Below are 24,791 nucleotides of genomic sequence, written 5' to 3'. Positions count from 1 at the left end.
CTACTCTAAACCATAGTACAAGGGTAGCGCATTGACCATAGGTATAAGTCAAGAGGAGGGGAGTGGGGCACTGTTTATTTTGTTTGTCTCCCTCATCCGCCTCACTCCCCACTCCCTAGTTCCCACTCCCCACTCCCTTTAGTTCTAGTTCTAGTTCTAGTTGTTCTTCCTTCTGGCTATTGGAAAGTATTTGCGGGAGTTGTTCGATTTGGAAATACTGATGAAATTTCGGGGTTACCTGGAGTGAATAGGAGCGAGAATCGCTGTCTCGACGCTTTCGGATGAAACCAAGTTCGACGAGTTCTGGAACGTGTTGATATACTCCTGAACCGCGTAGATTAATCAAATCGCTTTGGAGTATGGGACTATTAAGGGCGATCGCAGCTAAAGTCCGCAATGCACCTACACCCAACTCTACTGGTATCATCGTTTGCACCAAATCATGAAAGTCAGACCGGAGTTGCAAACTGTAACCATCTGGGGTTTCTATTACCTCTAAGGCGCTATCTCGGTGGGCATAGTTGTCCATTAGTTCAATTATCCCTTCCTTGACAGCAGCGCGATCGCACGCGGCATACTCGGCAATTTCGCCGAGCGACAAGGGTTTACCCTTTAAATACAGAATTGCTTCTATCTTCGTCGCTATGGCTGTAATCATTTAGTCATTAGTCATTGGTCATTGGTCATTGGTCATTAGTACATGACAACTAACAATCAACAAGTGTGTGGCATTATATCGTAAATTGTCAAAATATTGTTTGAAACTTTCAATTGGGGCATTGGGAAGAGGCAGAGGGGAAAAAGATAATTTTTATTCTCCCCCTACCTCCCCTGCCTGCCCTGCTCTCCCTGTCCCCCACTCCCTCAAAAACCTCTAGTTGTGAGAATAAATTCTGCGATCGCTAAATCTTGGGGAGTTGTCACTTTTAAATTTGTCTCTTCTCCCTGGACAATTCGCACTTCAATACCACATTTTTCAAATAAAGCCGCGTCATCAGTTACTTCCCAGCCTTGACGCACACCTTCAGCATGGCACTGTTTCAACAACTTGACATTAAATCCTTGGGGAGTTTGTGCTGCCCATAATTGTCGTCTGTCGGGTGTTTTTTGAATTATGCCTTGTTCATCGACAACTTTGATGGTGTCTTTGACGGGTACACCAGCAATTAAACCGGGGCAGTGGCGAATGGCTTCGGCACAAGAGTTAAATAAATCTGGTGTGACAAGGCATCTGGCCCCATCATGAATCAATACTTGTTCTGCGGTCACTGGTAGCGCCTGCAAGCCGTTGTAAACAGATTCTTGGCGGGTGGAACCACCTGTAATCAATTCCACTGGTTTAGTTAGCTTGAGATCGGCGAGAATTGCTTTGAAGTCTGGCCAATCAGTAGGCTGAGAAATAATCCCGATCCAACTGATGGTATTGGCGGCTTCTGCGGCTAATAGAGTCCAAGCAATAATTGGTTGCGATCGCACGAGCAGCAGGAGTTTATTGCGGTTACTCCCCATTCTTTTTCCGATTCCCGCAGATGGAATTAGTAAATACACAGAATTCCTCAATCTTTAAGCTATATATTTTCCCCTAAAATAGGGAGCGAGTAAGCGTCAATAAATATTATGCGAGTAGTAGCCCTTGTACCTGGCGGAATTGGCGACCAAATTCTCTTCTTTCCGACTCTAGATGACCTGAAGCGTAATTATCCTAACGCTCAGATAGATGTCGTTGTTGAACCCCGGTCAAAGGCTGCCTACCGAGTGAGCAAGTCAGTTCACGAGGTACTGACCTTTGATTTTCAAGACCGTAATAGTCTGGCAGATTGGGGTAACCTAGTGGGCACAATTCGCGATCGCGAATACGATATTGCCATTGCTGTTAAGCAAAATTGGTTGGTGGGTCTGATACTCTGGTTGACAGGAATCACCACACGCATTGGCTACCAAGGCAAAGGGGCGGTTTTTCTCACCAACGCTGTCCCATTCAAACCATCCCAGTATGCGGCGGCAGTATATCATGATTTGCTGCAACCATTAAGCATAAAAACCCCTGTCCCAGAGTTAGCTGTAAATGTGCCAAAACCAGATATTGAGTGGGCACAAAAGGAACAAAAACGCTTAGGGGTAAATGAAACAGGCTATATCTTGATTCATGGCGGTTCTGGCCAGTTACTCCAGGCTAAAGAGCTGGATAAAATTTACCCTGTCGAGAAGTGGCAGCAAATTATTCAAAACTTCCAAGACAAGCAGCCGGATATGCCTGTGGTGGTGATTAAGGGAATTGACGATGAGCAGTTTGTGCGATCGCTTCTGGGGTCTTCTCCAGATATCAAGGTGACTGCCCCAGATGATATTGGCAAGTTAACTGCTATAATTGCCGGGGCAAATCTGATGTTGTCTACTGATAGTGCGGCACTACAACTGAGTGTTGCAGTCAAAACCTATACCATCGCCCTATTTGGGCCCACTAATCCAGCTAGGTTGTTGCCGAAAAACGATAAATTCCTGGCCATTGAATCCCCCACGGGAAAAACGGCGGATGTTTCACCAAACGCAGTTTTGGAGAAAATTTGGGGCGGCTAAACCAACAGTTTGCCCCAATTTCTGCAATCAGTCTATTGGATATCCAATATAGTTATGCGTTTGTTGAATGACCGCAAAACCTGGTCGTGACAGCTAGATTTTGCGGTTATTTCAGTATTTACTCTACGAAACGCTATTCTATCCCCCAGTAGCACAGAATTCATCTTGGATTCTGGCTCCTAAGTCCCGAATTCTTTTTTATTAAAATATCTCAAAAAAAGCATCCTCTAATTCATAACCCAGCATTTGGGCCATAGACTTCAGCCGCGAGAGACTGGGAATATCCTGCTGTTTGAGCCAATCACCTAAAATAAAGATTTTGTGCATCAAAAATATTTCTAAGGCTTCAGGGTTATACTGAATGCCTTCTTTGGAACTAAACTGGTGTGGTACTAGCATGGCGGCATAACGAGCAAATTCTCCAGCTTTCCAATCTAGTAAAAATGGTAACCAAGGGTATTTGGCATCTAGGCGCACAAACCACAGCCGCACCTCTGGAATTTCTGAGAGTTCCCGTGGATCGTCAGCTTTGAGTTCATAATTGATATCAAAGCGTAACTGCTGTTCATGGGATGCGACCCCATCTTGCAGCAGTTGTTCAATCACCGTAGACGCAGGCGATAGATCCAGATTGTTAATGAAGTCATTATTCAGTGCGATCGCAATTGTCTTTGATTCAGCAGCCACTTTCTTGATGCTCAACTGTAGGATCGAGAATATACAGTAGCAGCTTTCAGGACTTGACGCTACATTGACCTTTACTAGCACAAAGTCTTCTTCACAAAGCAATTAGTATTTAGTGATACCAATTCTCCCTCAACTTCTATTTAATACTTACTTTTTAGGTACTTCCAACAAATAAATTATCTAATCTTGTGAGTGAGCGTCTCGCCTGCCCCAAAGTGGACATTTACAGCAATTTTAAGTTAAAGTTGTAATGAGTTTGTTTTAGATTAAGGTCTGACAAAGTAGCCATCAACAAGCAAAAAAATCATTATCGCAACCTGTAACTTTCGCAGCATCAAAAGCCAAAACACAAGTACAGGGAAAAAAGCTGCGTGCAATATCATTGCATATATTAAATAAGCAATAAACATTGAAATGGGAAAATTCCCTCACCTCAACAGTTAACAAGCTGTAATATGCCAAAACAAACAATTTCTACAAAACCAATTCGTTCTCTAGAAGATGCGCTAGATCGCTGTCAAATCCTGGGTATGCGCGTCAGCCGCCAGCGTCGTTTTATTCTGGAATTACTTTGGCAAGCAAATGAACATCTTTCTGCTAGAGAGATTTATGATCGCTTGAATCAACAAGGTAAAGATATCGGTCATACCTCTGTTTATCAAAATTTAGAAGCATTATCCAGTCAAGGTATCATTGAGTGTATTGAACGCTGTGATGGGCGTTTGTACGGCAATATCAGTGACTCTCACAGTCATGTCAACTGTATAGATACAAATCAAATTCTTGATGTTCATGTGGAACTTCCAGAAGATTTGATCCGCAAAATTGAAGAAGAAACAGGAGTGCGGATTACTGACTACAGTATTAACTTTGTTGGCTACCGCAACCCGCAAGAAAGCTAACAGTTATTGCATTGGGCATTGGGAATTGAATTATTTTCCTCATCCTCCCACTCCCTCTCCCTATTCCCCAATGGAGTTATTGCCAAAAACTGTCTCATCATCGACATCATCATATAAATCTACTGGTACAATTGTGCCTTCAGAGCTTTCAATTAGTCCGTTTGCGGGGAGTTTGTTCCAATTATTATCTGTGTTTGCCGTAATTTGGACGGTATTTAAGAAGGGTTGCTGCGACCGCAAATGTTTCAGTCCTTGAAACGATTCTTTGGAGAACAAGGCACCATTATCAGCAGCTAATTTTTTGTCAGCCTCAATGAGAATTGCATCCAATAAGCAGGCGTTGGTAAGATCGGCTGAATTAAGATTTGTTCCCATCAGGTTAGCTTGTTGGAGGTTTGCGCCTGTAAGATTAGTCTGTTGGAGGTTTGCTCCTGCGAGATTAGCTAGTTGGAGGTTTGCACCTGCGAGGTTCGCCTGTTGGAGGTTGGCTCCAGCTAAATTCGCTCCGATTAACTCCGCATTGGATAAGTTTGTCTGCTCAAGATTTACCCCAGTTAACATTACTTGCCACAAAGAGGCTCCCGATAAATTGAGTCCAGCCAGAGACTTAATTCGGGTTGCGAAGGTATTTTTATGCAAAAGGGTTGTTCTCGCAATTAGCGCACTTAAAGCCTCTGGATTGAATTCTGTTAAATTGAGTGGATTGCCACAAGGCCAAAAAGGAATTTTTGTTTCTCGGTAGCAAGCACAAAGCAATATAAACACATTCAGTCCCACCGCAGCATTCACTTGCTCAACATTCACTGGGTTTTGCAGTGCGTGAAAATGAGTCAAAGCTTGGTGAGCTATTCCTTCATCCAACCAATAGCCTTGACAGTAAGCACGCCAGAAAGACAAAAGCCGTTGAAACAAAACTTCAAAGGAAAACTTGTGCTTTTGCTCGCGGCGCAAAATTGCGATCGCCAGTTCTTCAATTTCTTGGCTAAGTATCCCATAACCCAGTAAATTGTAGAGATGCTGGGCAACGCTACTCGGAGAATCAAGCACAAAGGTGAGTGTGCCATAAGCCTCATTTTGGTACTGAGTTAATAATTTCAACTCAGCAGTCACAGCTTTAGCACAAAGAAATTCTCCTAACTTGACATGAGAAAACTCAATTAGACTACTTTGGGCGGCAGTCGCTACAACTTGCGTTGGGCGGCTTTGCCGACTTGTACCCCTGCGGGGAAGCAAGCTAGCATCTTTGACAGGAGAAGCAAGTGATATGGAAACCCCCGCAACGCGCTGTCTTGCTTCTACACCTCTGCGTGAGATTTCTAAATCTTGAATTTTAAAGTAAAATCCTGGCAAAGTGTGAGGTTTCTCAGCCAAATTAATTTGATGACGTTGTGAGTGTAGAATTTTCAGAGCGATCGCTTGCATCTGCTCAAGTAAATCTTGGGGACGACGATTAGCGAGTAAATTAGCGATCGCTTCTGGAGTCCGGTGGATATGAGCCGATCCTGAGCGCAGTAGCATCGTTTTGATCCCACCAGTTAGTGGATAGCCCAACAACCATCGGCTCAGGCGATGATAAATTTCCCATAACAGAAAAGACTTTGGGGTATTAGCAGCTAATTGCAATACCTCATCATCTAGCAGTCCGTCGCGGTGTAAAATGCCCAATAAATGCAGCATTAGGGGTTGACGGACAAGGGCAGATAGTTCTGTTAACTTTGATTGACTGGTAAATAAGCCTGCCTGTTTTAAGAATGTAAAGAAATTTTGAGCGATCGCCAACGATTGAACCTTTGCCCACTGCTGAAACCATTGTTTGAGTTCCTCGACATCCAAGGGCTGAATGATAATTCGCTTCAATGGTAGGGGTATCTCTGGGGCGATTTCCTGTAATGTTGTTGACCGACTCGTTAACACGATTTTGTGTCTATGCTGAGACTGAAAGTTCAGTAATTGCTGAATAAAAATTGCTTTTGCCCTTATACCATGAGCAGAAGGGGGCAGTTCATCCAAACCATCTAGCAGCAACAGACAAGGGAGATTTTCTTGCTCTAACCAAGTTGAAAGATTAATCGGAAAAGCAGAATTGAGGGTTTCGATTAAAGTTTTGCTATATTTTACATCCCGTAACCTAATTACTATAGGCATCCAAACAGGGTAAAATTCTTGTGCTATCTGTGCTGCCCAGAGTTGGCAAAAACTGGTTTTTCCATAGCCAGGTTCCGACTCAATCACAGCGATCGTTTCTAAATCAGCTAGCTGTTGCTGTGCCCATGTTTTTAAATCAACTGGTTTAACAGTTTTTTTATCCTGCTCAGAAATACTTTCCTCTATTGGTAAGCCTTTTTGTCCAACATAGATATCCTTAAGGGAAAAAGATTCTGTAAGTAAAGGCATACTGAGGTTTTTAATCAAACTTGCACGGTAATGTTCTCGATGCAAGTCAATTTTCTCAGCGACTGTAGAACCAACTTCTGGAGCAATCAAACTGGGAGATAACGAAATCCCCAAACGGAAAAATTTTTGTAGTTGGGCTAAAGAAGCAGCATTCTCAGTAACGACTACCAGTAAGTTACCAGGAAGTGAGTTGACCAAACGTTCTGTTAAGAGTTTAGCTTCAGGTTCCTCTGCACCATTGGCAACTAACCAAGCTATGGCAGCATTATTTATTTGTTGCACCAGTAAAGAATCTGCAACCAGAGACAGTGCTTGCTCCGCTTGAGTGTCAGTCAATTTACCTGGGCTGAGAGTTTTTAGTAATCCTTGCAGTTGTGAGTCTTGGAGGATAAGTTTACCCACATCTTCTTTAGGTATTTGTGCTTGGATTGGTATACTTGCCCGATCTAGCCACGGTCTTTGCAGCCTTGCTTCCTGCTCTATAATTGCTTGCAAGGCTTGGAGATAGGCGATTTGGAACGCTAGCCATGTGCCTTCGTTACGTTTTAATGGTTTTTTTTGGCTGAGACTACGCAACAGGTTTTCTGTCAAATGGGAAATGACACTGATTTCTTCCCAAACAATTCCTAAAGGCAGTTCTAAAACCTCTACCAAGGTACAGATATCAAAAGGCATGAGGCTTTTGACTTCCATATCCTGAACAATTCGGTAGGCAATACCTGCCAATTGCCCCTCCGAAAATTCTTTGATTTGATTGATTGCGAGATAGCGTTCTGCCAACCAGTGCCGAATACTCAAGTTCATTTAATTACACAGTGACGGCTGCATAAGGCAATTATGATCGATTTATTCAGTTTGCCAAAACAGGTGACAATAGGGAAGACAAAGTTTTGTATCAAAGCTGTTTTCTGATTGGCAAAAAACAGTGCTTGTCTAATCGAGTAAACTATGAGCGATCGCCATCTCAAATTATTGTTAATCGACCAAGACCCAATTTTTCGTCTGGGATTACGGGTAGCTCTAGAAGCAATTCCTAGTCTAGAAGTAACAGGAGTAGTAGAAACTGACACTGCTGCCTTGCAGATTTTAGCAGAAATTGCCCAAGAAGACCCTAAACAGGTAAATTTGGTTGTTTTAGAATTCGGTAATGGTCGCTCTACCACCAGTCAGCAGCTAGGTTTACAATTCTGTCGGCAACTCAGAGCTTTGTACCCTAACTTGCCAATTTTGCTCCTCAGTTCTATTCAAGAACAAGGATTGCTATTGGCTGCAAAATCTGTTGGTGTAAATGGCTATTGTCCCAAAGGCACACCACTTACTGAGTTAGTCGCCGCTATGCAAGAAGTTGCAGATGGTGGTTCTTATTGGTTTTGGGAGATAGAAACAATCACAACTCCTAACTCCCCACTCCCCACTCCCCACTCCCCACTCCCTTTTTCTAAACTACGAAATAATTTACGTTTGTCAGGAATTGGTTACATCAATACTACCCTAGCCGCAGTAACAGCACAATTACAAGTTCCCGGATTACCAGTATTAGATCGGGCAGTTCTAGCTGGAAAGAGGCGAGAACTGCTAGCGGCTCGTTGGTTGTTAAATCGGTTGTTGGTTTCATCACAAGAAAGGCAAGAGGAAGATATTCCGGTTGCTGATCAGCCACCCCTGCCTTCTTCGTTGAGTAGTGCCATTCAGCAAAGGCAAATGGTGTCACCTCTACTTAGTCCAGGAGCGCTACAATCTGCCTTATTTGCATCTTGCATTACTAAACTTCAATTCCCTTTACAAAATGTCACAGATGTCCCTTTAGAAATTGACATCTTTCGTGAAGATAAAAAACGAGAATTACTTTATCTTATCTTGCAAAAATTGGCTAAACAGTTAGATGAACTGCGTGCTTCTGAAATCGAGATGAATCAATTATATGAGGTGAAACTTACCTTATTGCGCGATTTATGGCAATCAGCAATTACAGATTTTTTTGGAAGGTTCTCTCGAATACAAATAGGAAATCAAAATATAGAAATTATTAATTTATTGCTGCAAAGTACAAAAGTTGTGCAGAGAGATATTCTCAATAACATTCCGCTAGTTTGTGAATTGTATTCTTATCTACTATTTCAAACAGAATTGAACATTGATAATACCTCCTATCCGGTAGTGAGCGCTGAAGCGAAGTATCAAGCATTAATGATTTTAGAAAACTTGTTAATTCAGGTAGCGAATGGGGTAGTGCAACCACTGTTAAATTCTTTAGCAGATGTAGAAGTGATTAAGCAAAATTTATATGGATGCCAATTTATTTCTACAAGAGATATTGAACGGTTTAGAAATGATTTATCGTGGAAATATAGGTTAAGAAATTATATAAGTGAGCCAAAAGCAGTTTTTGAAAGCCGTTATGATCTATTTGTAATTGCGCCTCGTGGTATTGCCAATAGTTCAGTTTATGCTCCTCGAAATCAGGAGTTAGTAAGACTTTCTAATATTCCTTTAGTAGTGACATTATTTTTAGAACTTAGTGATGCGATCGCACCGCGTTTAAAATCATTATTAGCTTTTGCAGGTAGCGGTATAGTTTTTATTCTTACCCAAATAATTGGTCGTGGTTTAGGTTTAATCGGTCGTGGTATTCTTCAAGGTATTGGTAGTGTTTCGTTAATAGAAAAAAACTTGAGACGAAATAGCGATCGGACTAAGTGAAGGAGCAGGGAGTAGGGGAGGCAGGGGGCAGGGAGCAGGGAGCAGGGGGAGATGAGGGAGATGAGGGAGCAGGGGAAGAAGAATTATTGACAAATGACAAATGACAAATGATTTTATCGGGCTTGCAATTTCTTATGTTTATGCTATTGGTCTGCTTGTCATTGGCGAGGGACTGCGTAGGCTTTTTGATATGAAGCCGGATTTTACCCGCAAAGTGATCCATGTTGGTGCAGGGATGTGGGTTTTCGGTGTCTTGCTGCTATTTAATCGGTGGGAAATCGGAATTATACCTTTTGCTACCTTTATCGGACTCAACTACCTTTTCTACCGCTACCGATTCATTGGCGCAATGGATACTCAGGATAGCTCCCCTGGTACGGTTTATTTCGCTATCTCAGTGACGCTGCTTTTCGGGCTACTGTGGCGACCAGATGGGCCAGTAGACAGCGCCCCAATCGCTGTTGCTGGGATAATGGCGATGACCTGGGGGGATGCACTAGCAGCATTAATTGGTAGGCGCTTCGGGCAGCATAAATACCAAGTGGGAAATTCTGTGCGTTCTTGGGAAGGTTCGGCAGCAATGTTTGTGGCGAGTACAGTAGCTATTTTCTTGGTGCTGTTACTGCTACCTGGCTCGTTACTAAGTCCCCTAGCAAAACCTTTTAGTTTGGCATGGGCTTTGTTCACTGCGGTAATAACTGCTACTTTCGCCACTCTAGCAGAGGCAGTCTCACCCCACGGTACGGATAACCTCAGCGTGCCTCTAGTAGCTGCGGGGGTAGTTTGGATTATCATGCAAGGATTTTAACGACATCGCGTAATTCCCCTTCCTCCGCGTTCGCGCAGCGTGTCGCAGATAAGTAGGGTGGGATAGTTCATAAATTCCAATTTCGGCGAAAGTGGAAGAAGCCTTCTAAAAATTCTTGCAAAGCAATATTGCTATTTAACCTCTCCTTACTCCACTCTCTTGCTGTTTGTTCCAGAATTTCTGAGAAACTCGGATATACAGGAGATAGATTTGCTAAATCTTTGACTTTAATTTTTTGGGACAGTGCTAAGGCAATCAAATTAATCAACTCTCCAGCTTCTGCCCCGCATATCGAAGCTCCTAAAATTTCGCCATTACGTAGCACAATTAATTTACACATACCAGTGGTTTCGCTTCGGAGTTGGGCTGCTGCCACCGTTTTAAAATAATGTCGTAAAACTAAAATTTTGTCTCGACTAAATAGGCGTTTTGCCTGTGCCTCTGTCAAACCTACTTGCGCCACCATCGGCATAGAAAATATTGCCCAAGGAATGGAGCGATAATCTACTTTTAACCTGGGGAAAAAAAGCGCATTGTTCAGAGCAATTTTTGCTTCATAATTAGCGATATTAGCAAAGTCGTAACCACCAATTACATCACCACAGGCGTAAATGCGGTGGTTAGTGGTTTGCAGCTTATCATTCACTACTAAGCTACGCCGATGCCATTTCACACCTACCGTTGCCAAATTTAGGGATTCAAGATTCGGCTGTTGTCCAGTCGCCACTAAAATTTCATCAGTTTCAATGGCTTTCTCTCCTGCTTGAATCCACTTTTTACCGTCAATTAGCCTTACCTGAGTTACTCGTTTATCGGTGAGGACGCGCACACCCTCGACTTCCAACTGTGCTTGAAGCAATATGCCTATCTCAGGGTCAATATTGGGTAAAACATAGGGATGCTTGACTACCAGCGTCACAGTACAACCAAACCGTGCTAAAGTTTGAGCGATTTCAATGCTTTGGGGAATTCCGCCGATAATGACCCAATTTTTGGGTAATGTCGGCCCCTGCAAGGATTGCCAAATATTAGAGAGGGTTAGGTAGCCAGTAATTTGCAATCCTTCAATTTCTGGAATTTCTGGACGTGAACCACTAGCTAGCAAATAGGTACGGGCGCGTAGTAGGCGATTATTAACGGCAAAAGCCAGTTGGGGTGAAGATTGAAATTGACCACTGCCAACAATGACATCTACTCCCAATGCAGCTAGGATGCCTGGAGAATGCTGTTCTTTAAGATTTGAGGCAACGCATTGAGCATACAGCATGGCTTCTTGCCATGCCATAGATATGTGGCATTCTTCTGAGGTATCCGTGTGTGTGGCATGAATACCAAAACTAGCGGCATCATTCAACTTCTGCCCCAGTTTACCGATTTCGGTAAGAGCATGGTGATGAGTAAATCCGTAGTCTACTTTGGGTTCCACCAGGGCAACTGTAGCATGTAGTTGGGTTGCAGCAAGAGCAGCGTAGTATCCAGCAAGACTGCTGCCAATAATTACAACATCGTAGTCAATAGTCATTTGTCATTTGTCATTTGTCATTGGGTATGGGGCATGGGGCATTGGACATTGGGCATGGCTGAAGAATCAATAGTTCTTCTTCCCCTGCTCCCCCTGCCTCCCGTGCCTCCTTTACTCCCTATTCCCCACTCCCCACTCCCCACTCAACGCTGTTAGTAAGCGTTGGTTATCAGACTCTTCACGTACAGCAACTCTGAAAAAGCGATCGCCTAGTTCTTTAAAACTAAGGCAATCGCGGATTAAAATCTGGTGATGCTTGAGTAATTGTTGCTGTAACTGCAAAGTAGACTCTTGGGACTCAACCAATAAAAAGTTAGCAGCACTTACTTGGGGTTGTAATCCTGGTATTTCAGCTAAACCCTGAAAGAGTTGGTTTCGTGCAGGTGGTAGCCATGCCCAGGTTTGCTGCTGAAACTCCGTATCTTGGAGTGCCGCAATTGCCGCCGCCGCCGCTAGCGTGTTTACGGGCCAGGGGTCACGCCATAGCTGCCATTTAGCTAGGCAGTCGGGGTGGGCGATCGCATATCCTAATCGCAGTCCTGGGAGACTGTAAAATTTGGTTAGCGATCGCAATATTACTAAATTTGTATATTCTTGTACCACCGGAATCAGGCTTTGTTCATCATTGAACGGCACAAAATCCATAAATGCTTCATCCACCACTACCAAAGCAAATTGCTCTAGGTAGGGCAAAATAGAGTCCCGTGAAAATATTTTTCCGGTTGGGTTGTGAGGATTATTGAGCAATAATCCGCAGTCAGTATTACCAAGCTCTGAGTGCTGGATACTGAGCAAAGCTTTTAACTCAGCATCCAGCATTCGTTGCTTAGAACCAATCAGGAAACACTCCAGCACATTAGCGTTATATGCAGCCAAGGTTCGGTAATAGTCACCAAAGGCTGGAGTGATTAAAATTGTCGCGGCTAATTGAGCTAATTCTCTACCTACTAAAGTAAGTAATTCTGCGGAGCCGTTACCCGGCAGAATCCACTCAGGCGGCAGTTGATGGAAGTGACTGAGAGCTAGTCTCAGTTCACTATAGTTGGGGTCTGGATAGTGCTTAAGATTACCAAGTTGGGACTTAATAGCAGCGATCGCGCTGTTTGGAGGTCCCAACGGGCTGATGCTAGCAGAAAAATCCAGAATAGCATCAGGGGGACAGCCAGCCAGTGCTGCTGCCCAGGCTAAGTTTCCCCCGTGTGCAGGTTGCCGCATTAAAAAAGGGTTCCCGAAGACAGAACCTATGCTTTTGGGGGTGCTACCTTTTCTCTAAACAGTTTCCCTGCCGAGAAGGCAGGAACTCTTGTTGCGGGAATTTCCATTTTTTCATTTGTTTTCGGGTTGCGACCTTCACGGGCTTTGCGTTCCCGTGATTCAAATGAGCCAAATCCCACTAATGTTACCTTATCACCAGAGGAAACCGCTTCAATAATCGTTTCCAAAGCGGCAGTTAAGACTGCATCCGCTTGTTTCTTGGTAACACTAGCTTTTTCAGCTACGGCATCAACTAATTCACCTTTGTTCATGTCAAACTCCTGAAGGTTTACTTGAGATTCTTTACGGATGCACCCTGGCGCATCTGTACTAAAATCTTTGTTCGCGGAAACACAAAAATCATCCTTTGGGAGTATTTTTACTCAAAACGGCTGTACATCCCATCGGCTCGACTTTTCAATGAATCATTCTAAGGTGTTGTAGCCTGATGTGGATAGATGAAACCATTAATTTATATAGATTTCGGGATTTTTTGTAATTTTAGGGTACTTGTTTCACTAAAAACTACCCTAAAAGTAGGAAAAAGTACCTAGTAAAAACCGATATTGCGAAGGTAACAGGGGAGTGGAGAGGTGGGGCATGGTTAATATTTGTTGGGATTAATTACCAATGTTGAAGAGTTATGAAGTCCCTTACAAACGTCGTGCGATCCTCCTAAATCTGACTGATGACTGATGACCGATGACCGTTAACCGTTAACAGTTAACAGTTAACGACCGTAAAGAATGTTTATACAATTTAGGCGCGCATCAGCTTAATCTATATCTCCAGAAGCGATCGCATCCAATTTCTCAGCATCAAGTATGATAATCGTTCCACCCCGACGATAGGCAATTACTGGCTTGAGACTTTTAATTAACCGCACACATTCTTCGTAAGTAATGCCGCTACTGCGAGCCATGCGGTAATAAGATAATTTAACTTTTAAACACTCGCCTTGTGAAGTAGCTTCAGTTCCCGCTTCAGCAGCAAAATATTGAATTAATCTGGCAAGGCGAACAATAGCTCTTTCAGAAACCAATCCGTGGACTATTTCATGTAATTGCTGAATCCGACTGTTAAAAACCATCAGCATTCGTAATGCGATTTCAGGATTTTGCCCAATAGCTTTTAATAAAGCATCTCGCTCTACAGTGAGAATCTCACAATCAGATTCAGCAGTCACAGTTGCCGGGGAAATTCCATTTCCTAATAAAGCAGGAGCCGCAAAAATTTCCCCAGCAGCTAAAGCGCGAAGAATTGTTTCTTTCCCCGTCATTGCTGTTTTGGTAACTTGAATTGCTCCACTGACAACAGCATAGAGTTTTGCTGGTAAGCGTAGACGCGCAGCGGCTTGTCGTGAGACATCGCCCTCATGCAGAATAATCTCTCCCTTGCGATGGCGTTGCACCTGAGTGTAAGGCTGCAAAGTTACTTTGTCTGCTGTTTCTAAACCTGCAAACACAGTAATTTGCGAAAGTTGTTCTAGGGATGCCTGCATGATTAGCCCTATATTGCAAAGGCTGGACGATGATGAATCCAAGGGTTAGCTGCTTCTAATTGGGCTGCTAGGCTGATAAGTGTGGCTTCAGCAGCAGGCTTACCAATTAGCTGCACACTCATGGGCAAACCATTACTATCAAAACCTACAGGAATTGCGATCGCAGGTTGTCCAGTTGCATTTGCAGGCGGACAAGGGGCAACCCATTCAATAATGTTTTGGAATGTCTCTTCTGGACTCAGCGAAGCCCATTCCCCAACGCGGATAGGTGAATGTAGATAAACTGGCAATACCAGCACATCCACGGTATCGAAAAAAGCTACAATTTGTCGTGCCACAATCTGCATTTGAGAAACTGCTTGCAGGTATTGGGCAACAGAACCTGTGCGGGCAAATAGCCAGCGATTCAATGGCTGCAAGGCTTCAACTGGAAGTCCTGACGCAGCTACTCCAGCTTGCCAAACGATTTGAAATGGTTCAACTAAACCGCTAAAATCTGGGCATTTCTGTTCAACGTGGTGACCAAGTTGTTCTAATAACTGAACTGTTTGCCGAACACCTTGCTGACAGTTGGCATCAGCTTCTCCCAAAGGAGGAATGTTAACGTCAAAGGCAATTCGCAAAGCACCGAGTTTTGTCTGAGTGGCGGCGAGAAATGATGGTTCAGGATCTGGTAACCAGTAAGGATCGCCTGTAACATAGCCAGATATGGTATCCAAAAGGGCGGCAGCATCAGCCACAGTCCGGGCGATTGGCCCGTTGGCGGCAATTCCAGCGAGGCGTTCACCTACGGGTGCTTTACTTACCCTGCCCCTGGATGGTTTGAGTCCCACCAAACCACAACAAGCCGCAGGCCCCCGAATTGAGCCACCGCCATCAGAACCCTGAGCGATCGCACACAATCCTGCTGCTACCGCCGCCGCCGCGCCACCACTGGAACCGCCAGGGGTGTATTCTAGATTCCACGGATTTCTAGCTGGGGGAAAACCCGTAGGTTCACTGTAAGGTAATGAACCTAATTCAGAAGTGGCTGTTTTACCGAGAATAGTAAATCCAGCTTGCTTAAGCCTTGCCACAACTCCATCATCATAGTTAGGAATATTGTTTAGTAATGCTGGATTTCCATAAGTACAGGTAACACCTGCTACAGCATTTAGGTCTTTAATGGAAATCGGCACCCCAAAAAATGGCGGTAATTCTGAGGTAGTTGTCAATAATTCTGTTTTAGCTTTGGCATCTGCGATCGCTAATTCTGCCGTCACCGTAAAATAACTTCCTAATTGGGGATTCAACTGCCCAATCCGTTCTAAATATATTTCCACTAACTCTAGCGGTGATACTTCCCGGCGATGAATTAACTGCGCCAACTCTAGTGCTGGGGTAAATGCTAAATCAACTTCATTCATAAGTTAGTGAATGGGTAGTTTTGGCTTTCTCTGGGATTTTTAAACTAAATTGTTACTTTAGCAGGATTTTTGGGAACTATATATTTTATAGCTCCTGGCATTTGTCACTCAACTAGGATGCTCAGATGCAACAGGCGTGCTTACGTTCTTACTCAAGCGATTTTAATTGTTTTGCAAAAACCTTCGACAAATCCCTAAGAGGTATTTATGGCTAACTTAGAAATACTTGTTAGTGAATTGCCAACACTGATTCAGAGTCTAAAACTGACTATTGGTGATTCCAATGAAATCACGGAACAAATTGTCCTGATCAATAATGCTCAGGAACAACTACGGAATATTCAAAAATTAATTGCTCAAGAATCTAAATTTCAGAATATCAAAAGTTCTGCGATCGCTACACTTCCTCGAATAGATACAGTAGCTAGTTTGCTCATACCTAGTGTTGGATTTATACATCCAGCGATCGCAAAAAAATTTGGCAACTCAGAAACTAAATTTTCATTAACTGAACTACAATCAAAAATTGATGACTGGATTGAATGGGGTTATTTTTTACAGGCAATAGCTACTGATATTCTCAGTGATGTTAAGTTGATCAATAAACTAAATGATATTAATCATCTTAGCTTATACGGTGAATTTCAAATTCTTGCTGAACGCTTACAAATTGACTTAGTCTTTGAAAATTCTCATATATTAGAGGGTCAAATTCAAAAAATAACTAATTCTCAAAATGAATTATTCCAGTTCCAGCAAAAGTTAAATTACATTTTTAATGCCATTAAAAATAGCCGTAGCTTGTTAAATATTTTATTAGGAGCGTCTGCTTTCTATGGTAAATCTGGCTTTGCTTTAGAGTGGTTAGATGAGAACCACGAATTAATTATATCAAGTGATGGTAAATTTAAAGAGTTGACAGATATTCTTAATGAGCGTGATTTTTTTCAAGAACAAATTCATGCTTTAATTATTCAGTCTGACACTTTAAGGGAACAGGCCGAAGAAGCCTTAAAAAAGATTGGACAGAAAATTAGTCAAGAACCAATTATTAGCCAGCAGGTAGAAATATTACCAAAGTTTTCGACACAAAAAATAGTGCGTTCGGCTTTGATCATAGCCTCAAGTATATTAATATTAGGTTTTGGTAGTTGGAAAATTAGAGAGCATCTAAGTTCAACTCAAGAAAGAAGCGCGATCGCGATCGCTAATTTTAAATCTGCTCAAAAACTTGGTATGGAGGCTGCTTCTCTAGTTCAAAGTCCACCGCATCTTCTAAAAACCTGGCAACAAGCAGAAACCAAATGGAATCAGGCAATAAACTTGTTAGATAGTATTCCTCATGAAACATCACTTTCTGATCGAGCAGAAGAAAAATTAGCTTACTATCGGATTAACTATAAATCTATCAGTCAAAGAATCTTAATTGAAAAGCAAGCTTTAGCAAACTTAGAATCAGCCCAAAAGTTAGCAATAGAAGCTAATTTATTTGTACAAAACCCACCTAATTCGCTACTAATTCAGCAACAAGCGAAAGATAAATGGCAACAGGCAATCGATTTATTAGAAGCGATTCCAAAAAGTACGTTTGTCTATATACAAGCTAAAGAAATGCTTCCTAGTTATAAAACTAGCTATGCGGCTATCAGATAAACTAGATCCCCGGCAACTTTTACGAAGTCGTTTTCTAATAGTACATCACACATCATAGCCCCCTCCTCGCTTGCGGGGAGGGGGTTGGGGGTGGGGTTCTTCTACATCACTCAACCGAGAACCGTTATATGTCTTCTCAACACAGATAATTACCTAATAATTACACCTTAGAACGGTCAGTCAAAATCTCATAACCGGTCTCTGTAACTAGCACTGTATGCTCAAACTGAGCCGATAAAGAATTATCCACAGTCACTGCTGTCCAACGGTCAGCTAATGTCCGGGTGTGTCTAGAACCCGCATTTAAAATTGGCTCAATTGCCAGAGTCATCCCCGCACGGAGTTTAACATTTGGCATCTCGCGGGTACGGTAGTTGAATACTGAAGGTTCTTCATGCAGGTTACGACCAACACCGTGTCCAGTGAATTCTTCGACTATACTAAAGCCGTTAGATTTCACATGATCTTCAATTGCTCCAGCTAGGTCAAGCAGGTATACACCAGCCTTAACTTGTTCAATGCCTTTATATAAAGCTTCTTCTGCTACGCGAATTAATTTAGCAGCTTCTTGCGTCACTTCACCCACAGCAATTGAAATACAAGAATCGCCATGAAAGCCTTGGTAATAAGCACCCGTATCTACTTTTAATACATCTCCCACCCGAATCACTTTCTTAGGACTAGGAATGCCATGCACTGCTTCATTGTTAATGCTAGAGCAGATAGAGCCTGGAAACCCATGATATCCTTTAAAACTCGGTGTTGCACCCATTTCGCGGATGCGTTTTTCTGCATAAGCATCCAAATCAGCCGTGGTCATTCCTGGCTTTACTAGCTCGGAAATTTCTTTTAGGACAGTTGCCACAATTGCTGATGATTGCCGCATGATTTCAATTTCACGCGGCGATTTAATTTCAATCCCTCGGCGTTGTTTTTTCGCAGGTGCAGGCTGAGTCGCTTGAGAAAGTAAGTTACTGAAGATGTTCATGGGAAATTAATAATTACTGGTGGCTCTGGCGCTGAAGTATTAATGCTTTCTCTAGATTACTTGAGAAATAATATCTATAATTAATTTAAGTTATTTTAATCTCTGATAGGGGTTCTTTAAGTTAGCCGCTAACGTATATATAATAACATATTCGCCTATTCATGATGTGTTGGACTTGAACCAAAATCGCCCTAACATATTTTTCGCCGCCACATTATAGGACTTCGCTCAATTATCTTTAATTGAAAGATTAGAATGCTACCAGATACTGAGTCGAATAATTTTTAATTCTTGATGACAATTTCTCCAGTCATACCTGCTTCTGTATGTCCCAGTATTGGACAACGTAAGCCATAAGTGCCAGATTTTAGGGGCACAAATACCCATTCTGCCTCAGCACCCGGCTTGAGTTCCAATTCATGAATAGCTCCTTTGATTTCTACTTTGCCTGCTTGGACTTTTTGTGTCCAGATGCCATCGGCAAAATCTTTCGCAGTAAAATAGTGCTTCAGTTGGCTGGGATTGGTAAGCCGTAGTTGATAGCGTTTGCCAGCCTCGAATTCCAAATGATTTGGCTCAAACTTGAGTTCGTTAGCCGAATTACCCAAACTAATTGTAATTTCTGTAGCTGGTTGTTTGAGTAAATCATTAGACAAATTAGCCGCCATTGCTGGAGTAGCAGCGATAAAATTTAGGCTGAAGAATAACGTTAATATCACGTATTTCCGCCGTAATATTTGCATCCAAGTATGAGTTAAGTAAGTAAAAGATTTAATTACAATTTCGTAAAAATGATTGTAAATTTTCATCACTATTTCTCAAAAAGCACTGCTGATGAGTGGGAAAAGCCACTTTACCCATTCTTTATATTATCCATCCCCAGTGCCCATCTCTACTTAATGCTTTTCTCTGCTAACACAGATGGGCCAGCAGTAACGACTACAATTTGATCTGGGTGGAGTAACTCACGAGCCGCTTGATTAACTTGGGTAAGGGTGACTTTCTGGATTTTGTCAGTGAAGGAGTGCAATTCTCCTTTATCGAGTCCGTACACCTCATTCATCAGAATTCTATCTGTTAATTCCTCTGGGTTTGCCAAGGAAACGTTGTAGTTGCTGATGAGAGTGCGTTTAGCTGTTTCGACTTCCAGTGGGGTAACGCCTTGTTGATGGATTTGCTGTAGCATTTGGCGGGTGCTAGCGATCGCTTTTCTGCTATCTTCAGGACTAGTTTGCATTTCTATCAAAAATGTACCTGCATTTTTCCCGGCTTGGAAGGAGCTATAAATTCCATAAGTTAACCCTTGGCGATCGCGCACTTCTGCACCCAGTCTACTAGATAGGGTATCGCCTCCCAAAATCTGGTTCAGTACTAAAGCTGCGTGAAACCGAGGATCATAACGGTTAATAGTTGTGTAACCCATATAGGTAACGGCTTGGGCTTTACCAGGTAAAGCAGGGTTGATACTGACTATTTTCTCCGGCATTGGCACCGTGGGATATTTTAATGTTGGTGCTTGGCCGCTAACTTCCCAGTTACCAAACTCATTTTTAATCAGCGATCGCACTTTGTCCAGATCAAAATCTCCCACTAACGCTAGCACTGTCGTGTCTGGACGATAATGTTTGGTTTTGAAATCAATCACATCCTGACGCCGAATCTGCTGTAAACTCTCCTCTGTGGGAAAAGTATGTAAGGGATGTTTTTTCGGGTAAATTGACTGAACAAATATTCTTCTAGCTACTTCTGATGGCTCATCTAATTCGAGTTGTACATCAGTTAAAGCTTGTTGACGATATAATTCCAACTCTTTGACTGGAAAGGTACTATTTTTAATAACATCTGCCAATATCTCAACGAGTATCGGCAAATCCTTTGCTAAACTATCACCCTCAATCCGCACACCTTCACGGTAGGCTTCAAAGTCTAAACTCGCCCCTCGCTCTGCCAAAACTTTGGCAATAGTTAATACATCTTTGCTCTTAGTACCATTTAGCAAATTCTCTGCCACAAAAGCAGCCAGTCCAGCTTTCTCATCTAAATCAAATTCCTTTCCAGCTTGAATATGACCACTCAAGGTAACAGTGGGAGTACTATGATCCGGTAACAGTAATAACCGCAGCCCATTGGTAAATTTAAATTGCTGTGGTAATACTTGTGTGATTGCATCTGTAGCTAAATCCACAGGCGGTAAGTACTTCACTACTTCAGACAGAAGCATAGGAGCTACATTAGAGAAACTCTCTGTTGTTTGGGCTGAGTCTGGTTTGTCGCCAATCTCTGCTACTCGCTTCTGAGTCGGTTCAAAAAAGCCTACTGTCCGGGTTTCTTTGGTGAGGTATTTGTTGATGACAGCAACGACATCTGCCGGTTTCACCAAACGAACAGCAGCCAAATAGCGATCTGTGTAGCGATAATCACCAGCAGTTGTCTCATCATTGCCCAATTGCATTCCTTGAGAAGTGATATCACGGTTACTCAAAATTACATCTGCTGTTAATTGGGTTTTGGCTCGTTCAACTTCTTCTAATGTCACGCCTTTTTTTGCTACATTAGCGATCGCGCTACTCAACACTGAGTCAATTTTTTTCAAATCTTGTTTAGAATCAGCCGTTATGAACATCTCATACCAGCCAGATTCTCGCAAACTGGTAACCGATGCTGTTAATTCACTAGCTAAACCTGATTCCACCAATACCTGATACAGTCTAGAATTCCGTCCTTCTGTCAAGATGTAATCCATCACATCCAGCGCAGGCACATCCGGTTGATTTACATCTGGTAGCGGATACACCGCCTGCAAAAGCCTCCCTGCTCCCGGTTCTCGCAATACTATCGGCGATGAGAGAGATGAGGTAAAAGTATTTTTACTCCTAACTCCTAACTCTTCACTCCTCACTTTCTTTGGTAGTTTACCAAATACCTCTTTAACTATTTCCAGGGTATTTGCAGTTTGAAAATCTCCAACAATTACTAAGACAGCATTATCGGGACTGTAAAAATTGCGGTAATATTTTTCTACCTGCTCAACTTCAAATTTCTCGACATCAGCTTTGGTACCACCTACAGGCAACCCATAAGCGTGATTAGGAAACACCGCCTGCATTACAGCACGGTTGAGGCGATATTCTGGACTATTTTCGTAACCTTGCAACTCGGAAATTACTACTCGTTTTTCACTCGCTAGTTGTTCTGGCTCAATTTGGGAATTTTGCATTCTGTCTGCTTCCAGTGCTAAAAGCGCTTTCAGCTTGTTTCGTTCCACAGTACCGTAATATGCAGTTTGGTCATAGCTAGTAAAAGCATTGGAATCACTACCTAAAGCACTAAACAAACGTCCAAATTGAATTGGACGATTTTTTGTGCCTTTAAACATCATGTGTTCCAACTGGTGGGCAATGCCATTCACGCCCGGTTCTTCGTTGCGTGAGCCAACCTTATACCACACCTGCACCGTCACTACTGGCGCAGTATGCACTTCCTTTGTCAAGATAGTTAGACCATTCTCCAGCACTGTCTTGCGGACATTTTCTGTTAGTGTTGAGGGCATTATTCTTTTTGCTAACAAGATTGATTGATATTTTTCTTTGTTAGATATAGTTGCATATTGGCTATAAACAGGTTGATCGCTCAATAAAAAAACCGCTACTAGCCATAAGCTTAAAAGTAATAACGGCACAGGATATTTATAAAATCTGGAAGCTCCATACATATATTTAGCAAATATTCTGTAAATTAAGTTACATAATTTTTTTGAAGAGTGGTCACAGTTTAATCTGGCAAAAAAATCTGTTGCCTCGGTAACAATACAGAAAAACAATATATTAGCAATAAAGCTAATAAAAAAGCTAAATTATGGGAGTTTTGCTAAAACCCGAATAAATTCCAGAGGTAAGCCATCGGTATCGGCGATGAAAGCCACTTCGTAAATGCGATCGCCTATTTGTTGTTGTGTCGGTTCTAAAAGTACCTTCAACGGTTGTAATTCTTCGGTTTGACTCTCAGCCGCAAGTAATACACGTTCTTGTAAATTTATCAACCAGCTAGGTAAATCTGGTGTAATCTCTGTTAAATCGAACGAGAGATGATAGTAGCCCACATAATGTTCGTCAGCAAAGGCATCTGGGGCTGGCTTTGGTTCGGGAATTTGGATCAGTTCAATTCTGCCGCCCAATCCTTCCATCCAGCAAGCTAGAGTGTAGCCTGTGGTAAAGCGTTCTGAGATTGTAAACCCTAAATGTTCGTAGAAAGCGATCGCTCGATGAATATTCGCAGTCCGGATAGAAGCGTGGTGCATAAGAAAAGTTAGGAGTTAAGAGTTATGAGTTAAGAGTTTATGAATTGAATTTAACTCTTAATACCAATTCTTTGTGAAATTGCACAAAATCAAGCTTAGTGAGACAAGGTGCTTGAGCAAATTGTTAGGGAGCAACCTCAGATGTAATCGGTATAACTCCTAACTCCAACCTCCAACCTCTTAACTCCTAACTCTTAACTCTTAACTCTTAACTCTTAACTCTTAACTCCTAACTCTTAACTCCTAACTCTTAACTCCTAACTCCTAACTCCAACCTCCAACCTCCAACCTCTTAACTCTTAACTCCTAACTCCTAACTTCACTCAAACAACCTGAAATAGGGGTAGCGTACAGGGACGCCAGGCTCTTTTTCCAAGTCAAAATTAATCACTTCCCAACAGGCATCTTCTGAGGTATCAGGGCTAAATTCCACGGGTAAGCCATACAAACGCGTAGCAGTAGCTTCTGGTTGTCCAGAACGCCAAGGCGTGCTGCGTTCTAAGTAGCCGCTCATCAATTCCTGATAGCGTCGAGCAATAATCACTCTTGTTGCTCGATAGCCTTGGGTATAGAGCTTGTCTAATGCTTCGTGAATTTCAAACCGAATACCATCGGGATGAGTATGCTGTCTATACCATTCATTATTCCACCTTCGCCAATGACGCCCCGATTGCAAATGGATTAACTCTCCATTTTTAGGATTAGCTTCAAACGCGCCATGACGCGAACACAAATAGGTATCTGTTAATGTCAGCGCCGGAATAGTCTGGCGACAATGGGGACACTGTATTTCAGGCCCAAACATTGGGTACTGCAAGGCTGGATTCATCATGAAGTGCGTACAAACATAATTTTGTCTTCACTAGCACTAGTGTATTTTATTATACACCTTGGCTCCACCACTTTGGGTTACTTGCTTGCTGCTGCACAGACACGTAGTTGCGCCAGGAACATTCTTCACTAGTGTTTTCCTCACTGTAGAGGCTTGACGCTGTGATATCCTAGTTGTGCAACCAGCCTCAAAGGTTGGAGTTTCTCCAGTGTTCCTGGGTACCATATTCATATTCTATCGTGTCTACCGCTTCTTACTGGCCATCTGTCGATTTTTCTCAAGCTGCCTTTATCGCAGCCAATGCCGTTGTTATAGGTTCGGTAAATATAGCAGCAGGGGTGAGCATTTGGTATGGAGCTGTGGTTAGAGGAGATGTGGAACGGATTGAAATTGGCGAATGCACAAATATTCAGGATGGTGCAATTTTACATGGCGATCCTGGTTTTCCGACAATTTTAGAAGATTATGTTACCGTAGGGCATCGCGCTGTGATACATTCTGCTTACATTGAGCGTGGAAGTTTGATTGGCATTGGCGCAGTAATTTTAGATGGGGTACGAGTAGGTGCTGGTAGCATTATTGGCGCTGGTGCAGTCGTAACCAAAGATGTACCTGCCTTATCCCTAGTTGTTGGCATTCCTGGCAAAGTGTTACGGCAAGTAACAGAGGCTGAAGCCGCAGAACTGATTGAACACGCCCAACGTTACCAAAAGTTAGCTTTAGTTCATGCTGGTAAGGGTACTGATATCGGGTTTAAGAAGTCTTAGGGACTGAGGGGACAAGGGGACAAGGGGAATAACCATGCTCAATGCCCAATGCCCAATGCCCAATGCCCCATGCCCAATTCCCAATAATTTAAACATTCTTTACATATCTAGTTGGAAAAATTGCCCACTTCAGCTAAAAATAAAAATGAGAGCAGTTGACAAAACTTTAATTTCTACTTAAGAGAGGGGTTCTAGATATGGATATCGATTACCGTATAGCGATCGTTTTAGCACCAGTTGTCATTGCTGCTAGCTGGGCAGTGTTTAATATTGGCGCTGCGGCTTTAAGACAAATTCAAGGCTTTTTGGATAGAGAAGCTTAAATACGGCTTAATAACCATCGATCTTCAACCGACTGTTCCTCTTCACAGAGGCAGTCGGTTTTGTTCATAATGAGTAGGGCATTGGGCATGGGGCATTGGGCATTGGGCATTGGGCATGGGACATTGGGCATTGAACATGGTTATTCTCCTTGTCCCCTCATCTCCCTCATCTCCCCCTGC

General features: G+C 42.6%; 21 protein-coding genes. 7 read left to right on the top strand and 14 right to left on the bottom strand.

The window, feature by feature from the left end; genetic code table 11:
* Positions 1–115: 115 nt before the first annotated feature.
* Positions 116–658, bottom strand: coding sequence for an SMC-Scp complex subunit ScpB (gene scpB, locus H6G96_RS01055; protein WP_190909521.1), 543 nt, complete (start codon positions 656–658; stop codon positions 116–118).
* A 206-nt stretch (positions 659–864) separates the two neighbouring features.
* Positions 865–1,548: a 2-C-methyl-D-erythritol 4-phosphate cytidylyltransferase gene (gene ispD / locus H6G96_RS01050; protein ID WP_190909520.1), complete on the bottom strand. Its 684-nt coding sequence runs from the start codon at positions 1,546–1,548 to the stop codon at positions 865–867.
* A gap of 69 nt (positions 1,549–1,617) precedes the next feature.
* Here ispD and H6G96_RS01045 point away from each other — a divergent pair, with 69 nt between their 5' ends.
* A complete protein-coding gene (locus tag H6G96_RS01045; protein ID WP_190909519.1) occupies positions 1,618–2,577 on the top strand; it encodes a glycosyltransferase family 9 protein in 960 nt (319 codons plus the stop codon).
* 201 nt (positions 2,578–2,778) lie between these two features.
* On the opposite strand, the gene H6G96_RS01040 is transcribed toward H6G96_RS01045, so the two are convergent.
* Positions 2,779–3,264: a CRR6 family NdhI maturation factor gene (locus H6G96_RS01040; protein ID WP_190909518.1), complete on the bottom strand. Its 486-nt coding sequence runs from the start codon at positions 3,262–3,264 to the stop codon at positions 2,779–2,781.
* A 455-nt stretch (positions 3,265–3,719) separates the two neighbouring features.
* Between H6G96_RS01040 and H6G96_RS01035 the strand changes: the two genes are divergently transcribed.
* Positions 3,720–4,166: a Fur family transcriptional regulator gene (locus H6G96_RS01035; protein WP_190909517.1), complete on the top strand. Its 447-nt coding sequence runs from the start codon at positions 3,720–3,722 to the stop codon at positions 4,164–4,166.
* Between the two features lie 60 nt (positions 4,167–4,226).
* On the opposite strand, the gene H6G96_RS01030 is transcribed toward H6G96_RS01035, so the two are convergent.
* Positions 4,227–7,364 carry a pentapeptide repeat-containing protein gene (locus H6G96_RS01030; protein WP_190909516.1) on the bottom strand — a complete coding sequence of 1,046 codons (3,138 nt, stop codon included), beginning with the start codon at positions 7,362–7,364 and terminating at the stop codon, positions 4,227–4,229.
* A gap of 144 nt (positions 7,365–7,508) precedes the next feature.
* Here H6G96_RS01030 and H6G96_RS01025 point away from each other — a divergent pair, with 144 nt between their 5' ends.
* Both H6G96_RS01025 and H6G96_RS01020 read left to right on the top strand, forming a co-directional pair.
* Positions 7,509–9,260 carry a DUF3685 domain-containing protein gene (locus tag H6G96_RS01025; protein ID WP_190909515.1) on the top strand — a complete coding sequence of 584 codons (1,752 nt, stop codon included), beginning with the start codon at positions 7,509–7,511 and terminating at the stop codon, positions 9,258–9,260.
* A 100-nt stretch (positions 9,261–9,360) separates the two neighbouring features.
* A complete protein-coding gene (locus H6G96_RS01020) occupies positions 9,361–10,068 on the top strand; it encodes a phosphatidate cytidylyltransferase (RefSeq protein ID WP_190909514.1) in 708 nt (235 codons plus the stop codon).
* Positions 10,069–10,135: 67 nt separating this feature from the next.
* Here the strand turns inward: H6G96_RS01020 and H6G96_RS01015 are convergent, their stop codons facing one another.
* From H6G96_RS01015 to H6G96_RS00995, 5 genes are all read right to left on the bottom strand, one after another.
* Positions 10,136–11,590 carry an NAD(P)/FAD-dependent oxidoreductase gene (locus tag H6G96_RS01015; RefSeq protein ID WP_190909513.1) on the bottom strand — a complete coding sequence of 485 codons (1,455 nt, stop codon included), beginning with the start codon at positions 11,588–11,590 and terminating at the stop codon, positions 10,136–10,138.
* 111 nt (positions 11,591–11,701) lie between these two features.
* A complete protein-coding gene (cobD, locus tag H6G96_RS01010; RefSeq protein WP_190909512.1) occupies positions 11,702–12,805 on the bottom strand; it encodes a threonine-phosphate decarboxylase CobD in 1,104 nt (367 codons plus the stop codon).
* A 26-nt stretch (positions 12,806–12,831) separates the two neighbouring features.
* Entirely contained in the window at positions 12,832–13,116 is a 285-nt protein-coding gene (locus H6G96_RS01005) for an HU family DNA-binding protein (RefSeq protein ID WP_010998076.1), read from the bottom strand.
* Between the two features lie 503 nt (positions 13,117–13,619).
* Complete coding sequence (locus H6G96_RS01000) at positions 13,620–14,345, bottom strand: Crp/Fnr family transcriptional regulator (protein ID WP_190909511.1); 726 nt, start codon at positions 14,343–14,345, stop codon at positions 13,620–13,622.
* An 8-nt stretch (positions 14,346–14,353) separates the two neighbouring features.
* Positions 14,354–15,751, bottom strand: coding sequence for an amidase (locus H6G96_RS00995; protein WP_190909510.1), 1,398 nt, complete (start codon positions 15,749–15,751; stop codon positions 14,354–14,356).
* A 207-nt stretch (positions 15,752–15,958) separates the two neighbouring features.
* Between H6G96_RS00995 and H6G96_RS00990 the strand changes: the two genes are divergently transcribed.
* Entirely contained in the window at positions 15,959–17,404 is a 1,446-nt protein-coding gene (locus tag H6G96_RS00990) for a hypothetical protein (RefSeq protein WP_190909509.1), read from the top strand.
* A gap of 160 nt (positions 17,405–17,564) precedes the next feature.
* On the opposite strand, the gene map is transcribed toward H6G96_RS00990, so the two are convergent.
* The 5 genes from map to H6G96_RS00965 all read right to left on the bottom strand — a co-directional run bounded on the left by map (position 17,565) and on the right by H6G96_RS00965 (position 23,521).
* On the bottom strand, positions 17,565–18,392 hold the full coding sequence (gene map, locus H6G96_RS00985; RefSeq protein ID WP_190909508.1) for a type I methionyl aminopeptidase: 828 nt from the start codon (positions 18,390–18,392) through the stop codon (positions 17,565–17,567).
* A gap of 284 nt (positions 18,393–18,676) precedes the next feature.
* Complete coding sequence (locus H6G96_RS00980; protein ID WP_190909507.1) at positions 18,677–19,201, bottom strand: cupredoxin domain-containing protein; 525 nt, start codon at positions 19,199–19,201, stop codon at positions 18,677–18,679.
* An 83-nt stretch (positions 19,202–19,284) separates the two neighbouring features.
* On the bottom strand, positions 19,285–22,104 hold the full coding sequence (locus tag H6G96_RS00975; RefSeq protein ID WP_190909506.1) for a pitrilysin family protein: 2,820 nt from the start codon (positions 22,102–22,104) through the stop codon (positions 19,285–19,287).
* A 141-nt stretch (positions 22,105–22,245) separates the two neighbouring features.
* Positions 22,246–22,689, bottom strand: a complete 444-nt coding sequence (locus H6G96_RS00970) for a VOC family protein (protein ID WP_190909505.1) — start codon at positions 22,687–22,689, stop codon at positions 22,246–22,248.
* A gap of 319 nt (positions 22,690–23,008) precedes the next feature.
* Positions 23,009–23,521 (bottom strand): TIGR02652 family protein, encoded by a 513-nt coding sequence (locus tag H6G96_RS00965; RefSeq protein ID WP_190909504.1) that lies wholly within the window; start codon positions 23,519–23,521, stop codon positions 23,009–23,011.
* Positions 23,522–23,760: 239 nt separating this feature from the next.
* Between H6G96_RS00965 and H6G96_RS00960 the strand changes: the two genes are divergently transcribed.
* The gene (locus tag H6G96_RS00960) at positions 23,761–24,288 is read left to right on the top strand and encodes a gamma carbonic anhydrase family protein (protein WP_190909503.1); all 528 of its coding nucleotides are present in this window, start codon (positions 23,761–23,763) and stop codon (positions 24,286–24,288) included.
* 197 nt (positions 24,289–24,485) lie between these two features.
* The gene (locus H6G96_RS00955; protein ID WP_012411301.1) at positions 24,486–24,611 is read left to right on the top strand and encodes a photosystem II protein Y; all 126 of its coding nucleotides are present in this window, start codon (positions 24,486–24,488) and stop codon (positions 24,609–24,611) included.
* The last annotated feature ends 180 nt before the right edge of the window (positions 24,612–24,791 follow it).

The organism is Nostoc sp. FACHB-892 (assembly GCF_014698795.1).
Taxonomy (GTDB): domain Bacteria; phylum Cyanobacteriota; class Cyanobacteriia; order Cyanobacteriales; family Nostocaceae; genus Nostoc.
The sequence above is the reverse complement of the archived record's forward strand: the minus strand, read 5'-3'. Positions and strand labels throughout refer to the sequence as shown.

Coding starts and splice junctions, on each gene's coding strand:
- scpB (WP_190909521.1), bottom strand. CDS start 658: ATGATTACAGCCATAGCGACGAAGATAGAAGCAATTCTGTATTTAAAG.
- H6G96_RS01045 (WP_190909519.1), top strand. CDS start 1,618: ATGCGAGTAGTAGCCCTTGTACCTGGCGGAATTGGCGACCAAATTCTC.
- H6G96_RS01035 (WP_190909517.1), top strand. CDS start 3,720: ATGCCAAAACAAACAATTTCTACAAAACCAATTCGTTCTCTAGAAGAT.
- H6G96_RS01030 (WP_190909516.1), bottom strand. CDS start 7,364: ATGAACTTGAGTATTCGGCACTGGTTGGCAGAACGCTATCTCGCAATC.
- H6G96_RS01025 (WP_190909515.1), top strand. CDS start 7,509: ATGAGCGATCGCCATCTCAAATTATTGTTAATCGACCAAGACCCAATT.
- H6G96_RS01020 (WP_190909514.1), top strand. CDS start 9,361: ATGACAAATGATTTTATCGGGCTTGCAATTTCTTATGTTTATGCTATT.
- H6G96_RS01015 (WP_190909513.1), bottom strand. CDS start 11,590: ATGACTATTGACTACGATGTTGTAATTATTGGCAGCAGTCTTGCTGGA.
- cobD (WP_190909512.1), bottom strand. CDS start 12,805: ATGCGGCAACCTGCACACGGGGGAAACTTAGCCTGGGCAGCAGCACTG.
- H6G96_RS01005 (WP_010998076.1), bottom strand. CDS start 13,116: ATGAACAAAGGTGAATTAGTTGATGCCGTAGCTGAAAAAGCTAGTGTT.
- H6G96_RS01000 (WP_190909511.1), bottom strand. CDS start 14,345: ATGCAGGCATCCCTAGAACAACTTTCGCAAATTACTGTGTTTGCAGGT.
- H6G96_RS00995 (WP_190909510.1), bottom strand. CDS start 15,751: ATGAATGAAGTTGATTTAGCATTTACCCCAGCACTAGAGTTGGCGCAG.
- H6G96_RS00990 (WP_190909509.1), top strand. CDS start 15,959: ATGGCTAACTTAGAAATACTTGTTAGTGAATTGCCAACACTGATTCAG.
- map (WP_190909508.1), bottom strand. CDS start 18,392: ATGAACATCTTCAGTAACTTACTTTCTCAAGCGACTCAGCCTGCACCT.
- H6G96_RS00980 (WP_190909507.1), bottom strand. CDS start 19,201: ATGAAAATTTACAATCATTTTTACGAAATTGTAATTAAATCTTTTACT.
- H6G96_RS00975 (WP_190909506.1), bottom strand. CDS start 22,104: ATGTATGGAGCTTCCAGATTTTATAAATATCCTGTGCCGTTATTACTT.
- H6G96_RS00970 (WP_190909505.1), bottom strand. CDS start 22,689: ATGCACCACGCTTCTATCCGGACTGCGAATATTCATCGAGCGATCGCT.
- H6G96_RS00965 (WP_190909504.1), bottom strand. CDS start 23,521: ATGATGAATCCAGCCTTGCAGTACCCAATGTTTGGGCCTGAAATACAG.
- H6G96_RS00955 (WP_012411301.1), top strand. CDS start 24,486: ATGGATATCGATTACCGTATAGCGATCGTTTTAGCACCAGTTGTCATT.